Below are 14,990 nucleotides of genomic sequence, written 5' to 3'. Positions count from 1 at the left end.
ATATTAGAATGGTCCCCATGTCATTGCATGCGCAACTAACAAAAATGCACATCCAATAAAAAACCAAACGATCAATAATGGAAAGATAAATTTAGCCCATTTACCATAGGAAATTCCAGCAGCAGCAATCGTTGCCATAAAGTAACCTGATGTCGGGAATATTATATTGGATAGACCATCTCCGATTTGGAAAGCCAAAATAGCAGTCTGTCTTGTTGTCCCTACAATATCTGCTAATGGAATCATAATCGGCATTGTAATTAATGCTTGGCCACTACCAGAAGGTACAAAGAAATTAAACAAACCTTGGGTTGCAAGCATCCCTAAAACGGTGATCGATGATGGTAAACTACTAACCGCATGTGATAGCCCATAGATGATCGTATCAATGATTTGACTTTCTTCCATAACAACGGCAACACCTCGAGCAACCCCGATAATCATTGCACCTAGTAAAACATCCCGGAACCCTTTGTTAAAAGATTCACTAATTTGGTTTCCAGACATGCCTGCAACAATCCCTACAATGACTCCCATTGCAAGGAAATATCCAGCTAATTTTATGAAGTCCCATTGATGTGTTAATACTCCATATATCATACCAACAAACATCAAGATCACGACAATCCCTGCGACCTGTTGTCTCGTTGTAATGTCATAGTTCTTCTCTTGATAAATATGGTGAGATGCAGTCTCTTTTAAACTCTGTTTAACTAATTGTGGATTCTTTTCTAACTTTTTAGCATATCCAATTAAAAATATTACACCAGAAGTAATAATAGCTACTAATAATAAAAATCTATAACCCGCACCTGAATAAACAGGTAATTCAGCTATTTGATGAGATAGACCAACAGTACCTGGATTCGTTAGTGCCGCTAAAAAACCCCCAGTTGTAGAAATCAAGGCTACTCCAGCTGCCATCATCTTGTCATAGCCTAGCTTAATCATTAAAGGAATTAAAATAGGTACGTACACTAAAGCTAACTCTGGTGTACCAATAAAAGCAGTAATAACCGAAAATGTAACTAATAAAACAGGAATAATTAATACTTTTCTACTAATAAATGTTCTCGTTAATCGATCTACGCCAAAATGTATAATTCCCGTGTCTTTTAATACCATGAATGCTCCACCTATCATAAAGGTGAAAAACACGACTGAACTAGCACTTACCATCCCTTGAGGAATAGCTGTTAAAAAATCCATTAAACCGATCGGTGTTGATTCAATGAATGTAAAAACATCTGGATTAATCATCATTCTCCCCATCGGGCCTTCAACTCGTTCATACTCTCCAGCCGGAACGACATAGGACGCAATACTCATCACAGCTACAAAAATCAATAGAATAACGTAAATATGAGGAAAAGCAAACTTCTTCTTTTTCGGTTGTTCTTCTTTTACTGGCATAACTTTCGCTTCTGCTCTCATGTTTTTCCACTCCTTTTCCCTCAGTTTGAAGGGTCACTTACGAATTCGGAATATTCAGTTTAATTTTTAGATACTATTGTTACACATTAGTCTTGCTTTTAAAGTCCTCGAATACGCAAACGCCTCTTGAAAATGTATACAAAGTCTTCCCGATAAAGTTTTTCCCCACATACGGGCTAAGTTTATGACGATATTTAAGATCTTCTGCTTTCAACACGAACTTTTCATTAAGGTTAATGATTGTTAAATCGGCATCCGAGCCGATTCGAATCGATCCTTTATTTGGATATAAGCCAAAACGCTTTGCGGGTTGAAGAGCGGTAACCTCTGCAATTTTTGACAATGACACTGCGCGGTTGTGGTAACCTTCCGTTAAGAGAGCATGTAATGTATTTTGACAACCAGCAATTCCTCCCCAAACATCAAAAATATGTTCGCCCTGTGCTTTTAACTCTGGAGGTGATGGTGAATGATCTGAGCTAATGATGTCTATATCCCCATTTTTTAAAGCTTGCCATAACAGTTCTACTTCTTCCCTTTCTCGCAGGGGAGGTGCACATTTAGCAGCAGGACCAATCTCCTCAAATTCCTCAATAGATAAACACAAATAATGTGGACACGTTTCGGCTGTTACGTCGATCCCTTCTTCTTTTGCTTCTTTAATACGATCAATAACCTTCTTACTACTTACATGAACAATATGTAATTTACAACCTGTTAGCTCTGCATAACGTAAAACTCTTTCAACTGCTTCTAGTTCTGAGAGGATCGGACGTGAGTTGCAATAATCTCGAATGGATAAACGTTGTTCCTTTTTTGCTTTTTCGGTTAAATAATTTATCATCTCATTCGATTCTGCATGAAGTGCTAAAATTGAATTCAGTTCTGCTATCTTTTCCATTCCTTGAATTAAAGTATTATTATCAGCATACCGGAAATCATCCGTACCACATTCCGACATGAATGCTTTAAAACCAATAGCACCTTCTTCATGTAGTTCTGTTAGATTTTCAATATTATCTGGTACCAAACCACCCCATAGACGGTAGTCTACAATCGACTTTTCGTTAGCTACCTGTTGTTTTTCTAAATAGCGCTCCTTAGTAGTAGTAGGGGGATTGCTGTTTAAAGGCATATCAAAGAATGTTGTGATTCCCCCCGCAGCTAAGCTTTGGCTTCCTGTTTCAAGTCCTTCCCAATTATCTCTTCCAGGTTCATTAAAATGTACATGTACATCAATCAAACCCGGAAATATGTGTAAACCTTTAGCATCTATTATTTTTGCACTTCCTGCTTTAATCGTTCCTGGTTCACATATTGCGACAATTTTTCCATTATGTATTCCTAAATCCGCTTCAACCACATCATTTTCAGTTACAAGCGTTCCAAAGAGTATGACCGTATCAAACAACATTACCCTTCCTCCTTTTCATAACGTTGATTAGAGTGTAAAAGATTCTCTCAAAATCATCATTAGCCACACCGACTAAATAAACCCATCTTTATTGTTCACCATGCACAACGTGCATATAAAAAAAATAAATGGCCCGTATGTTTTTATCCCATGATTTAGTTTTATCAGATGGTTCAAAAACTTTGGGTAATATTGTCAGATAATATAACAATCTTTTTATAAACGTCACAACTGTAAACAAATTACATGTTTTAAAATGTGTAATTTGTTTACAGTTGTGCTCTTTAAGCTCATTTACAATAAGACTTAACAAGTAATAGTCACGGACAAAATAAAAAGACAAACGAAGTTGCAGATCTAACAAGATACGTAGACATCCGTAAATAAACCTCACAGATTATATCTACCTTGCTATCTTTCACTAAGTTTGCCTATTTCAAATTATAGCTCTATTGCGTTTCTGCGATCCCGCACCAATCTATTACCGTTAAAGCAATGATTTCTGCTGTAACAAATACCTTATCAAGTTCTATATATTCATTAGGGAAATGTGCTTTTTCTGTTACTCCGGGCCCGAACACAACGGACGGTGTCTCTCCTACCTTTGTTAAGAGCCCCCCATCTGTTCCCCAAGGGGATGCTTCAACTATTGGTTCTTTTTTTAAGACTAATTGATAATTTTTTGCTAAAGAACTTACTAGCTGATGACTAGTTGGAATGGAACCAGGAAGCCATCTCGCACCAAACCACTCTATTTTTAATGGGGTTTGTTTAAACCACGAATCCAATTCCCCTAGTTTTCTTACCCATTGTTCCATTTCTGCTTTGGCTTCCTCCATTGTTTCCTCTGGTGAAACTCCCATTCGTCCTTCAATTTGAACAAGATCGCAAACGGAAGAAGGCCATTCTCCTCCTTCAATTTTTCCAATATTGATCGGGATCGGGATCGGGATCTTTTCATACAAAGGGTCTGTTATGCGGCTATTTCTCTCCTTCTCAAGGTTAAGAATATGATTAACGACTATCATACTTTTTTCAATTGCACTGATTCCTTCATACCTCGTACCGCCATGAGCCGAACGTCCTTTCACAAAGATACGAAACCACATTGACCCTTGTTGTTTTGGAAATATTTTCATATTTGTTGGTTCAGGGATAATAGCAGCATCGGCTTTATATCCCCTTTCAATACTAGCTAATGTTCCTGTTCCTCCACTTTCTTCTTCAATCACGCTCTCAAAGATCAGATTGCCTTTAAGAGGAATATTAAGAGCCTGAATAGCTTGAATAGCTAAAAGCATCGAAACATTCCCCCCTTTCATATCCGTTACTCCTCGACCAAACATCTTTCCATCTTTTACTTTGCCACTATACGGATCATCATCCCATTGTTCCCGATCACCGGCAGGAACGACATCAATATGTCCATTTAAAATAATGGATCGTCCATTTCCCTTGCCTTTTAATACACCAACAACATTTGGACTTCCGTGAAAATCAACTTTAGAAGAAGCAAAATACGGATGTGTTTGTAACTCCTTTCCTTCAGGGTCCCAAACATCAATATTTAAGCCCATTGCTGTTAACGTATCAATAACAATCTTTTGAGCCCCAGCCTCATTACCTTGAGTACTCTTGGCCTGAACTAACTTTTGTAGCAAGTGAGTCCCTTTGCACCGATGAGCCTTTAACCAGCTTGAAATTTTGTCTCTAAGCTGATGATGATTCTCCATTGCTCTACCCCCCTAGTCTAGCTTCCTTTTAACTATTTTCACCTCACCCGGTACAAGAAGATGCGCTTCTGTTGCTTCAATGACTTCCTCTGTAGAATATGGCTCCATTACCTCCTTTAATAATAGCCCTTGTTCTGTTACTTCAATTACTGCCATATCAGTGATAATTAAATTGACACAAGCTTTAGCTGTTAGTGGAAGTCGACATTGCTTCACGATTTTGGCATCACCTTTTTTATTTGTATGATTCATCACAACAATCACTTTTTTGGCTTTTTTTGCGAGCTCCATGGCGCCCCCTATTCCTGGCACTCGCTTTTTAGGAACGATCCAATTGGCAAGATCGCCTTGTTCACTAACCTCTAGTCCTCCTAAAATAGTGATATCTAAATAACCGGAACGAATCATGCCAAATGCAACCGCGCTATCAAAATAAGAAGCACCTGGAACGGTGGTAACAGGAAAACCAGCTGCATTACATAATGTCGGATCTTCCTTCCCCTTTTCTGGTTCTTTCCCAATACCAAGTACTCCATTTTCTGCATGGAACATAACTCGACACTCAGATGCGAGATAATTAGCAACGAGAGAAGGGATGCCTATCCCTAAATTCACCATCATCCCGTCTTTGATTTCTTGTGCAGCGCGCTTCGCTATCCTTTCTCGAATATTCACTCCCATGCCCATTTCCAATCTACCCCTTTGCTTTGAATCACATAATCTACGAAAATACCAGGTGTATGAATATCGTGGGGGTCTAAATTTCCAACAGGGACAATTTCTTCTACTTCAGCGATTGTAATATTTCCAGCCATCGCAACTAAAGGATTTGTATTCCGTGCACTTGTTTCATATATTAAGTTGCCAAATTCATCTGCTTTTTTCGCGTAAACAATCGCGACATCAGCTCTAAGTGCAGATTCTATTAAAAATGTCTTCCCATCTACCTGAACTTTTTGTTTTCCTTCCTCCATCATGCTGTCGAGTCCAATATCTGTTAAAACGCCTCCTAACCCAACTCCTCCTGCACGAATACGTTCTGCTAATGTCCCTTGTGGCGAAAACTCAACTTCTAATAGCCCATCTACCATCAACTGTCCTGCAACAGGATTTGAACCAATATGTGAGGCTATTAGCTTTTTTGCTCTGCCTTGGCTAATAAATTTTCCGATTCCGATTGTTGGAAAACCAGCGTCATTTCCGATCAATGTGAGGTCTTTCACACCCTTTTCTATAAGACCATTAATTAGTGTTGGAGGATTGCCGACACCTCCAAATCCACCAAACATGAGTGAACAGCCATCATTAATATAATTCATAGTTTTTTGTAAAGTGCACACTTTATGAAAAGATTGGCGAATATTTTGCAAGGCTTCATCCTCCTATCCTCCTTGGACTTCATGTAATGTGTCTGAAAAAAGCTTAATTAATTGATTAATTTCTTTTTCTGTAATGGTAAAAGGGGGAGAAATAATGATAGCATCTCCTTCAAATCCATCTCTTCCAGCTGAAGCAGGATACAGAAGAAGTCCCTTTTCTCTTGCTGTAGTAACTATTTTCTGTGTTAGACTCCCATGTGATTCTGAGGTGAATTCCACCCCAATTAATAGCCCTTTTCCACGAATGTCTCCAATCATTGGAAACCCCTTGGCTAACACATGTAGTTTTTGAAGGAGAATCGCCCCTTGACTTTCGACTTTTTCAACTAAATTTTCTTTTTCAATATAATTTAAAACAGCTAAAGCAACTGCAGTAGATTGTGGGTTGGCACTAAATGTATGTCCGCTCATAATCGATTTAGTTCCTTGTAAAATAGGCTTCATTACTTTATCACTAGCGAGCGTCGCAGCAATAGGGGTATACCCTGCACTAAGTCCTTTTCCAAGGGTCATAATATCAGGCAACACATCCCAATGATTAAGAGCAAACATTTTTCCTGTACGACCTAGTCCTGTCATGACTTCATCTGCAATAAATAAAATGTTGTATCGGTCACAGATCTTTCTAATTTGTTGATAATAGCCTTCAGGAGGCACAATTACTCCTCCTGCTGCACCAACAATCGGTTCGGCGATAAAGGCCGCTATATGTTGAGCTCCAATTCGCTTAATTGCTGTTTCAAGTTCGCTGGCACAAGCGAGCTGACAGTCTGGAAATGTTTTATGAAATGGACATTGATAACAATACGGTGCTGAAATGCTAGGATAATCCTCTAAAAGAGGAACAAATCGTTCACGACGTTTAACATGACCAGACATCGATAACGCCCCGATTGTAATTCCGTGATAGCTAATCCAGCGAGAGAGAATTTTGTTCTTTTGGGTTTTCCCTTGTTCTTGAAAATGTTGAATGGCAATTTTCATAGCAGTTTCAGCTGCTTCTGATCCACTATTTACAAAGAATGACCAATAGTTCTCTTTTGCATTTATCAATGTGTTTAATTTTTGTGCTAATTGTTCAGCAGGGATCGTTGTAAATTGTGAACGGTAAACAAATGATACTTCTTTCGACTGCTCATGGACAGCTTCAATGATTTCAGTAACCGCATGACCAAGACTTGCGGTTACTGCTCCTGATGAACCATCTAGATACTTCTTCCCATGCTCATCATAAATATAGATTCCCTCTGCTCGAACAGCGGTTGGGTAGTCTTCATCCATCATAGGTTTAATTAGTAATGAACGTTTCATTTTCATCCCTCTCTCTTTATGAAGGGCTTTTTTCACTTTAGCGTATTTAAAAATACTGCAATGGTTCACACGATACACGGCTCTAGGAGAACCCCGATCCTAGAGGCTCAAATTTTGGTAGCGGTTCCGTTCTTTATTAAAAACGAAAATAATTATATTTCAGAAAACGTTTTTTCTTCATTAGTTGTTCGTAGCTAATGCTTTTATCTAGTTTAGTTGTATCAATCAGGAGCAGCTGGTCTTCTATTTCTTGAATTATTTCTTCAGCTTGATACTCCATACCACAACTTTTACATTCCATCCCTGGTGTGTCTGTTATTTCTATGGCGCGCGTTCCATCGGGAAGCTCCCAGTAAACAGTACAATTTATTTCTTCAGCTTCATGTTGCCCACACCATTCACACTTCATTTTTCCTCTCCTTTCTGAGACTGTGAATTTGTATCATAATTATATTTTTTTATTTCTGTTTGATACTTTTTCTCTTTTAATTCATCACGCTTCTGGCGGCGATCTTTAAGTGTTGAATATCCTTCATTCTCTTGAAAACTCGAGCGTCGATTGTATCGTTCCAACGATTTTGGAACAATTGTTTTTTGTTCATCGTTTAATAACGACGATATCCCTGTATTTGAATGGTTTTCTTTGTAATTATGGTAAATATTGCTGAAATAATCATCTGCACGCCCAGGAACGTACCCTTTTGGTTCAGGATAACTTGTAATAACACCTTCAAAATTTCGGAGAACAACTTTTTCTGGACTTTGAGAAATCATATAGTTTGGTTGAAGAGTAATCTTCCCCCCACCACCAGGGGCGTCAACTACAAACGTAGGTACACTATAACCAGACGTATGACCACGTAATCCTTCAATAATTTCAAGACCTTTTGAAATAGGTGCTCTGAAGTGACCAATCCCTTCGGATAAATCACATTGATAAATGTAATAAGGACGAACTCGAATTTTTACTAAATCATAGTTCAGCTTTTTCATTATTGGTAAACTATCATTTATACCTGCTAAAATAACCGCTTGATTCCCAACTGGAACTCCTGAATTTACAAGCATTTCACATGCTTTTTTGGACTCTTCCGTAATTTCAATTGACGTATTAAAATGCGTATTTAACCAAACTGGGTGGTATTTCTTTAAAATGTTGCATAAATTTTCTGTAATTCGTTGAGGGAAAACGACAGGTGCCCTTGTTCCAATTCGAATGATTTCAACATGCGGAATGTCACGTAAGTTCTTTAATATATATTCAAGGATCTTGTCATTAATTAACAATCCGTCACCACCTGATAGAAGAACATCTCGTACTTTTGGAGTGTTGCGGATATAGTTAATCGCATCATCTAATTGCTTTTTCGGGACTCCCATTCCGATTTGACCTGAGAACCTTCGACGAGTACAGTAGCGACAATACATCGAACATTGATTTGTAACTAAAAACAGCACACGATCAGGATAACGATGCGTTAATCCTGGTACAGGGGAGTCTTCATCTTCTTCTAGTGGATCCTCTAAATCATATTTTGTTTTGTTAATTTCTTCTCCAATGGGGACAGACTGCATTCGAATCGGACATCTTGGATCATCTGGATTCATGAGTGATGCATAATATGGAGTGATATTTAAAGGAATCGTTTTCGTCGAGATTTTAACACCTTCTTCTTCTTCAGGTGTTAAGTTTACTACTTTTTTTAAATCATCAAGAGTTCGAATGGTATTGGTTAATTGCCAAATCCAGTCATCCCACTTCTCTTGCGTTACATCTTTCCAAAGTTCAACGTCCTTCCAGTGACGAGTTGGTTTATATAAATCCATTTTCATGACAGACCCTCCTAAATAATTGACTCATCCATTTAAGTGCAATTTTTATGCCAACTTCATTTGTTCTTAAAAATACTTCTATAGGAGGTGCTGTTACCACAAAAAATAAGACACAACTAAAAAAACTGCCAGAATTTAGGCAGCAAAAATTACAAAAGTCGCTCTATTCACTTTTTTGTCTGCCGAAAAATGAGCATTAGATGCAAGAATTTGGCAGCATATTCTATTTTTATTTAGCCTGTTTTCAAAATTTTTTGTCATTATAGCTGTAAAGTGTTACAATTTATAAAAAAAAGAAACAACGTTTGTTTGGGGGAATGAGAAATGAGTGGATTACACTCCTTTAGTCAATTTGTAAGTAAATATTTTGCGGTCATCGTGATCTTAATAAGTGTGATTGCATTTATATCACCTGATACTTTCACCTGGATTGCACCTCATATCACATTATTACTTGGAATTATTATGTTTGGTATGGGATTAACATTAAGGTTATCTGACTTTGGGGTTGTCTTAAAGAAGCCAATTCCAGTTATTATTGGTGTCATCGCACAATTTGTTATTATGCCACTTGTTGCATTTGGATTAGCTATTGCGTTAAATTTGCCTCCTGAGCTTGCAGCAGGTCTTGTATTAGTAGGAGCATGTCCAGGGGGAACGGCATCCAATGTGATGGTGTACTTAGCTAAAGGAGATGTCCCAGTATCTGTTGCTATGACTTCTTTTTCAACGTTACTGGCGCCGATTCTAACTCCATTTATTTTATTTCTTTTAGCTGACCAGTGGTTACCTGTTGATGCGGGAGCTATGTTCATCTCAATCATTCAGGTTATTATTATACCAATTGCTTTGGGAATCATTGTAAGAAGATTACTGCCTAATTTTGTTGATAAGAGTACAACTGTTCTTCCTTTAATTTCGATCGTTGCTATTTTAGCTATTGTTTCTGCTGTTGTCGGTGCGAACAAAGATAACATTGCAACTACTGGAGTACTGCTGTTTGTTGCTATTATGCTTCATAACTCTATCGGTTTAGTCTTAGGTTATCTTACAGCTAAACTTGTTGGATTAGACGAAGCGAAACGAAGAGCCATTTCCATTGAAGTAGGTATGCAAAACTCAGGCTTAGGTGCTTCACTTGCAACTGTTCATTTTTCACCATTGGCTGCATTGCCAAGTGCTCTATTTTCTGTGTGGCACAACATTTCCGGCCCGCTTCTTGTTAGTATTTGGGGGTGGATTGACAGCAAAAAATCTAAGGTAGACATTAATACAAAAACACCATCTATCTAAAAGTTAATGAGGGTTATTCCAAAAGGTCAAAAGCCTTTGGATAACCCTTTTCCTTACGTTTTAAGTACATGTAATAAAACTTTTTCTTAATTATTTAAACCGATTGATCGCAAATTGAGAAATGTCTACATCATTTTTCCCTGAAATAATCAAATTACTTAATGCTTGTCCAACAGCACTGCTAAATTTAAACCCATGGCCAGAGAAACCCGCTGCAATAGCAACGTTTGAATAGTTTGGATGTAAATCAATGATAAATTTCTCATCTGGCGTGAGTGTATACATACATGTTTTACCGTACTTCAATTGCTGAATACCTGGTATATATTTATTTAAGTAGTTTTCTAAATCTCCTTTATCTGCTTCTACCTCACCAAAGGCTAACATTGATTCATCAGGGCTTATTGGATCTCCTCCATCATGGCGACCGACTTTTATCCCGGCACCATCTATACTTGGAAAGCCGTAGTACATACCTTGAGAAGTCTCAACCGCAAAAGCTGGAAACTTGGTATGATGATAAACCTTTTCATCAGCATGAAACCATGCAAAAGTCTTTCTTACTGGTGTAAGAGGAAGTTCTAAATCTAACATTGAAAGAAGCTGTCCTGTCCAAGCGCCAGCAGCAACAACTAAAGCCTCAGAACAAAATTTATGTTCATCTGTAAGGATCGTCACTTTTTCATTCTTAATAGAAATATTTCTTACCCTGCTATATGTAATGATCGTAGCCCCGTTCTTCTCAGCAAGTTCTTGGTATGCTTGAATGCTTTCCTCACATTTTAAAACTCCTGACGTTGGTTCAAAGCAACCAATATAGTTGTTAGGCAAAGAAAAACCTGGCCAACGGGTTTGAACTTCTTTTGAATCCATAATATCTACTGGCAACGAATACTTTTTGGAACTAGAAATTATATTTTGAATAAAATCGGATTCTTCATTTCCAACATTGATGACACCTGTTTGCAAAAACAATTGTTTGCCTGAACTTTTCTCTAAATCACTCCATAATTCTTTGGCTCTAAGTACGAAAGGCACATACTCTTCACCCTCACCATAAGCATAACGAATAATTCTTGTCTCCCCATGATGACTCCCATTGTTGTGCGGTGGATTAAATGAGTCTAGTAATAAGATTTTCTTGCCACTCTTAGATAGATAATACCCTGCAGCCATTCCCATTGAACCCGCACCAATTACGATTACATCATAATTCATTATTTCCCCTCCATACATCGGTAAAAAACAACCTTTCCTTTTTTAACCCTTGATCTGAATTTATATGTATTGATTATTATTAGATCATAATTTATTGCAATTTTAATAGCAATGCTTTATTTCAACAATTAAAAGGAGTGCCCCAAAAGGGTCTGTTTTTAACCTTTTGAGACACTCCTAAAACAAGAGCTTAAGTCACTATATCTTTTGAAAGCCTTGAGAGGATTGAGTTTCTCCTTTTAAGGTAGTTGCGAACGGAGCCAATGCCATCTCTTTTTAAGGCTTTTAAGACAGCTTAACTCCCTCAAGATTCAATCTACCTACTGCCATCAGGTGATGAGCCTGCTGGAAGAATCATCCCTCCACCTTCTGAATAGTATTCAGGTACTTCTCCTTGGATATTAATTAATCCAACGGGAATGGTCGTTTTAACCGCTTCCTCTCTAGTTGCAAATGGGATGACGATCTTAGCATCTACTATCACATCAAAATTTACTGATAACGTGGTATTGTTAATCCCTGTATTTATTACTTCCCAATTTAAATCCGTCTTTACATCCCCAATAGCAGAGAAACGTACAGGGATTTTTGGCCCTAATTGAGCGAGTAGTGCATTATTCGTTGCTTGACCTAGTGGAATGTTATATATAAGTCCACCGTCATTTGTCGAAATTGGATCACTTTCGGTGTCAATCGAAATATCAAAAGCCTCACCTCGTTCAATGGCTTTCAAATGTCTCTCAACACGCAATGTGGCTTCAGACAAAATCCGATTGTAAATTTGTGTATTAAACTGTATGATGTTTTCACTATTAGTAATAAACAATTCATCCTGATCAAGGTCAGAAGCGATTTTCTTTGAGACCGCATCATTGATAGCTCTCGTCGCAATAACTTTTGTTTCAGTAGTTGCGATTTCCATTAGTGTTGGACGAATGCCCTTCTCAATAATCCATAACCCTTGAACAGTTAAAGCAACGAAGATAATAAAAGATAGAAGCAAAACATAACGAAATGGCAGCGGACCTTTTCGAGGTCGGGGCCTGCTTCTTCTTGGTGCTCTCATGCTGATAACCCCCTTCGCAACAATTATATGCAGCAAAGGTGACAGTTTGACCTAAAATTTTGTTCAAGCTTGAGCATTTAGAATACATGTCATTAATTGCAAGTATTCTATTAATGAAGGAAAGTAGTGAACCTACGACTTTTAAACTACTCTTCATCTCTGATAGGAATCCCTAATTTCTCTTTTTCGTTTACTGGTATAAGCCGGTACAAGCGTACTGTTAGTAAGCCACTTTTATAAGATGCATCAATTTTATCTTTACGAACTGAAAAAGGTAGTTCTACTATCCGTTTATAAGAGCCGTGTGGAAATTCCTGCTGAATAATTTGAAATCCATTATACTCGAGTGAAGTAGACCCGCTTACCTCTAATGTACTCCCATTTACAGACAAGTGGATATCTCCTACTCTTTTGATACCAGGAAGGAAGACATTACAGATTAATTCATGACCAGATTGATAAAGATTCACTCTAGGTTGAGAATGAGCTCCATTAAAGAGGTTGTTAAAATTATTCCAGAATTCCCCTTGAAATTGGTTTTGAAATGGATTGTTCCACTCTTTAAAGTCCAATTCGATTCACCCACCTTAAAAGAGAGACTAAAACTTCCTTACTTTACATTTAAACATTGCCTGCAATGTTTTGGTCTGCAACATCAGGATCAAAGGTATTATTTACACTAAATCCATTATTAGTAATCACAAAGTCACCTGTAATTGCACTCCCTGAACCTGTTACAGATTTCCCCGTTGTTTTTGGTGAAATGTTTTGCGCATCCCCAAAATTGATAACCCCTTCGTTTGAATTAATTTTAAATGGTCCTCCTACGATGGAAGGCATAAAAAACACCCTTTTCATTTTTTAGTTTTATTAAATATTAAAGTCGTTGCATTACTCGTCATTAGCTTCTTGACCATGTAATAACTGTCTAATATGCTTAACTCTAGATTCAGAATCAATCAATTGAGTTGATCCAATATGCAGCACACTTGATGCAGCAGCTGCCGTAACAAAAATATTGTTCACTTTGATTGTAGGAGATTCGTTGTACCTTACAAAACAGACATGTTCGTCAAAATCAGGTTTGGGCAATGGTCTCGTAAAAACCGGATCCCTAAAATGACCTTCATTGCCATAAAAAAGTTCAAATTGACGTTGTAAGGCCCATGCTTTCGAACGTGGTGAAATTGAAAGTGAATCTCCAATTTCGAAGATAGAACTTAGTCCTACGTTAATTACTTTGATGTTATGAACGATTGAAGTTCGTTTCAACAATATAGACACTCCTTATGGCGAAGCAAGTGGAACAAATGGCCCTACAATTAGTGATTCCGGTGGTGTATCAAAAGCTGCAGATAACGAAATCGTTTCTGCGTCCCCGACTAAAAAGATAGATGCACTAGAGCAGTCGCCCATCCGAATATTATCAACACAAATATTTTTATTCACAACAGTAAAGTTCATTTTACGAATCAATCTCCTCTCGTGGTAAATTTCCAACAAATTCTTCATAGGTTCTGCAAATATCATCTTTCACTTTATTAAATGTCAATTCCTCAATCTCAGCTAATTGCTCTTGATTCAAATTATGTGGTTTCATTTGATTAAGGTAATGCTGAATGCGTTGATCAATTTGCTTTCGAATATCTTCGATTATAAATTGACGGTACTCGTTATTTAATTGATATTTGAGACGTTTTTCGATTGTATCGATGTCTTGGTAGCATGATTTATTTAAATATTCATGTACACGCTGTTGGACATTTTTAAAAATAGGCGGATGTTGTGGTGCAGGAGGAACATTAAATTCACCTTGGTGAACGGCAAAATCCTCAATTGAATTTTCTCCGTTCTGGGGCGTAATCCCAATATTCAACGTACCTTCTAATCTTTCGACTTTAAGTTGATCAAACTTATATTCAATTTTTTCGATATTTGAAGTTTGATTTTGTTTTAATGTATTCATTTCACTTTGAAGCTCTTGGATTTGTAACTCTAACTGATTAATTCTTTGTTGCTGAGTTTGTAAATATCCATACATTTGTTGGAGATTTTGTATTAAACTTGAGTAATCATAGTACACGAAATCTCCTCCTTTTTACTATTATGTCGTGGGCGGAATGAGAGGGGCAATTGGAGCCGGTGTAGTTGCTTCTGGTGCCGGTTCTGTAAACCCTCCTGTATTATAAAGATTTGATAGAGATTTAATCATTCCTGCACTTCCAATTTGCAATACAGATGAATTGGATATCCCCTCGATCTTCAAAAGATGAATCGATATATTTTGATTAATATGAAAATTCATTTGC

17 protein-coding genes are annotated in these 14,990 nt (G+C 37.5%); 1 reads left to right on the top strand and 16 read right to left on the bottom strand.

Annotated features, from left to right (window positions below):
- Positions 1-3: 3 nt before the first annotated feature.
- The 8 genes from MF646_RS15150 to kamA all read right to left on the bottom strand — a co-directional run bounded on the left by MF646_RS15150 (position 4) and on the right by kamA (position 9,104).
- Positions 4-1,434 carry a YfcC family protein gene (locus MF646_RS15150; RefSeq protein ID WP_250097355.1) on the bottom strand — a complete coding sequence of 477 codons (1,431 nt, stop codon included), beginning with the start codon at positions 1,432-1,434 and terminating at the stop codon, positions 4-6.
- Between the two features lie 79 nt (positions 1,435-1,513).
- Positions 1,514-2,848 (bottom strand): allantoinase, encoded by a 1,335-nt coding sequence (locus MF646_RS15145; protein WP_250097354.1) that lies wholly within the window; start codon positions 2,846-2,848, stop codon positions 1,514-1,516.
- 449 nt (positions 2,849-3,297) lie between these two features.
- Positions 3,298-4,581, bottom strand: coding sequence for a peptidase (locus MF646_RS15140; protein WP_250097353.1), 1,284 nt, complete (start codon positions 4,579-4,581; stop codon positions 3,298-3,300).
- A gap of 12 nt (positions 4,582-4,593) precedes the next feature.
- On the bottom strand, positions 4,594-5,268 hold the full coding sequence (locus MF646_RS15135; protein WP_250097352.1) for a 3-oxoacid CoA-transferase subunit B: 675 nt from the start codon (positions 5,266-5,268) through the stop codon (positions 4,594-4,596).
- Positions 5,253-5,942: a CoA transferase subunit A gene (locus MF646_RS15130; protein WP_338035503.1), complete on the bottom strand. Its 690-nt coding sequence runs from the start codon at positions 5,940-5,942 to the stop codon at positions 5,253-5,255. Before MF646_RS15130 ends, MF646_RS15135 begins: the two co-directional genes overlap by 16 nt.
- A gap of 21 nt (positions 5,943-5,963) precedes the next feature.
- Positions 5,964-7,271 (bottom strand): aspartate aminotransferase family protein, encoded by a 1,308-nt coding sequence (locus tag MF646_RS15125; RefSeq protein ID WP_250097351.1) that lies wholly within the window; start codon positions 7,269-7,271, stop codon positions 5,964-5,966.
- A gap of 136 nt (positions 7,272-7,407) precedes the next feature.
- Positions 7,408-7,680 carry a YokU family protein gene (locus tag MF646_RS15120; protein ID WP_250097350.1) on the bottom strand — a complete coding sequence of 91 codons (273 nt, stop codon included), beginning with the start codon at positions 7,678-7,680 and terminating at the stop codon, positions 7,408-7,410.
- Entirely contained in the window at positions 7,677-9,104 is a 1,428-nt protein-coding gene (gene kamA / locus MF646_RS15115) for a lysine 2,3-aminomutase (RefSeq protein WP_250097349.1), read from the bottom strand. Before kamA ends, MF646_RS15120 begins: the two co-directional genes overlap by 4 nt.
- Before the next feature lie 324 nt (positions 9,105-9,428).
- Between kamA and MF646_RS15110 the strand changes: the two genes are divergently transcribed.
- The gene (locus MF646_RS15110; RefSeq protein ID WP_250097348.1) at positions 9,429-10,397 is read left to right on the top strand and encodes a bile acid:sodium symporter family protein; all 969 of its coding nucleotides are present in this window, start codon (positions 9,429-9,431) and stop codon (positions 10,395-10,397) included.
- A 90-nt stretch (positions 10,398-10,487) separates the two neighbouring features.
- Here the strand turns inward: MF646_RS15110 and solA are convergent, their stop codons facing one another.
- The 8 genes from solA to MF646_RS15070 form a co-directional block, all read right to left on the bottom strand.
- The gene (gene solA / locus MF646_RS15105; protein ID WP_250097347.1) at positions 10,488-11,615 is read right to left on the bottom strand and encodes an N-methyl-L-tryptophan oxidase; all 1,128 of its coding nucleotides are present in this window, start codon (positions 11,613-11,615) and stop codon (positions 10,488-10,490) included.
- Positions 11,616-11,931: 316 nt separating this feature from the next.
- On the bottom strand, positions 11,932-12,681 hold the full coding sequence (gene yunB, locus MF646_RS15100) for a sporulation protein YunB (protein WP_250097346.1): 750 nt from the start codon (positions 12,679-12,681) through the stop codon (positions 11,932-11,934).
- A gap of 146 nt (positions 12,682-12,827) precedes the next feature.
- The gene (locus MF646_RS15095; RefSeq protein ID WP_250097345.1) at positions 12,828-13,253 is read right to left on the bottom strand and encodes an Hsp20/alpha crystallin family protein; all 426 of its coding nucleotides are present in this window, start codon (positions 13,251-13,253) and stop codon (positions 12,828-12,830) included.
- 49 nt (positions 13,254-13,302) lie between these two features.
- On the bottom strand, positions 13,303-13,521 hold the full coding sequence (locus MF646_RS15090; RefSeq protein ID WP_250097344.1) for a spore germination protein: 219 nt from the start codon (positions 13,519-13,521) through the stop codon (positions 13,303-13,305).
- Between the two features lie 51 nt (positions 13,522-13,572).
- Positions 13,573-13,956 (bottom strand): spore germination protein GerPE, encoded by a 384-nt coding sequence (locus MF646_RS15085; protein WP_275980323.1) that lies wholly within the window; start codon positions 13,954-13,956, stop codon positions 13,573-13,575.
- Positions 13,957-13,968: 12 nt separating this feature from the next.
- Positions 13,969-14,145, bottom strand: a complete 177-nt coding sequence (locus MF646_RS15080) for a spore gernimation protein GerPD (protein ID WP_250097342.1) — start codon at positions 14,143-14,145, stop codon at positions 13,969-13,971.
- Position 14,146: 1 nt separating this feature from the next.
- The gene (gene gerPC, locus MF646_RS15075) at positions 14,147-14,764 is read right to left on the bottom strand and encodes a spore germination protein GerPC (RefSeq protein ID WP_250097341.1); all 618 of its coding nucleotides are present in this window, start codon (positions 14,762-14,764) and stop codon (positions 14,147-14,149) included.
- Between the two features lie 21 nt (positions 14,765-14,785).
- Complete coding sequence (locus MF646_RS15070; protein ID WP_250097340.1) at positions 14,786-14,986, bottom strand: spore germination protein GerPB; 201 nt, start codon at positions 14,984-14,986, stop codon at positions 14,786-14,788.
- Positions 14,987-14,990 lie beyond the last annotated feature (4 nt).

The organism is Halalkalibacter alkaliphilus (assembly GCF_023555415.1).
Lineage (GTDB): Bacteria > Bacillota > Bacilli > Bacillales > Bacillaceae_D > Halalkalibacter > Halalkalibacter alkaliphilus.
This window is presented reverse-complemented; position numbering and strand designations above follow the sequence as displayed.